The organism is Marinifilum breve (assembly GCF_003202155.1).
GTDB classification, from domain to species: Bacteria; Bacteroidota; Bacteroidia; order Bacteroidales; family Marinifilaceae; genus Marinifilum; species Marinifilum breve.
The window spans coordinates 1-379 of record NZ_QFLI01000183.1; the positions used below are offsets into that span (position 1 = coordinate 1).

Below are 379 nucleotides of genomic sequence, written 5' to 3' on the forward strand. Positions count from 1 at the left end.
TCAATACGTTGCAGGTTGCTTTCAATCTGTTTGTGGTATTCATCCAGCACTGTAAGGTCTATCGGATTTAGTGCGCTTTCTACTCGTGATTTCGGTTTGCGATTCAGCGAGAGAATAGGGCGGTTAACTGGTTTTGCGCTTACCCCAACCAACAGGGGATTTGCTGCTTTCCATTGAGCCTGTTTCTCTGCGCGACGTTCGCGGCGGCGTGTTTGTGCATCCATCTGGATTCTCCTGTCAGTTAGCTTTGGTGGTGTGTGGCAGTTGTAGTCCTGAACGAAAACCCCCCGCGATTGGCACATTGGCAGCTAATCCGGAATCGCACTTACGGCCAATGCTTCGTTTCGTATCACACACCCCAAAGCCTTCTGCTTTGAAT

1 protein-coding gene is annotated in these 379 nt (G+C 49.9%); it reads right to left on the reverse strand.

Going from position 1 to position 379, the window contains the following annotated elements:
* The coding region (locus DF185_RS23380; protein ID WP_207784758.1) for an antitermination protein N at positions 1-224 on the reverse strand (224 nt) is incomplete at its 3' end.
* Between the last annotated feature and the right edge of the window lie 155 nt (positions 225-379).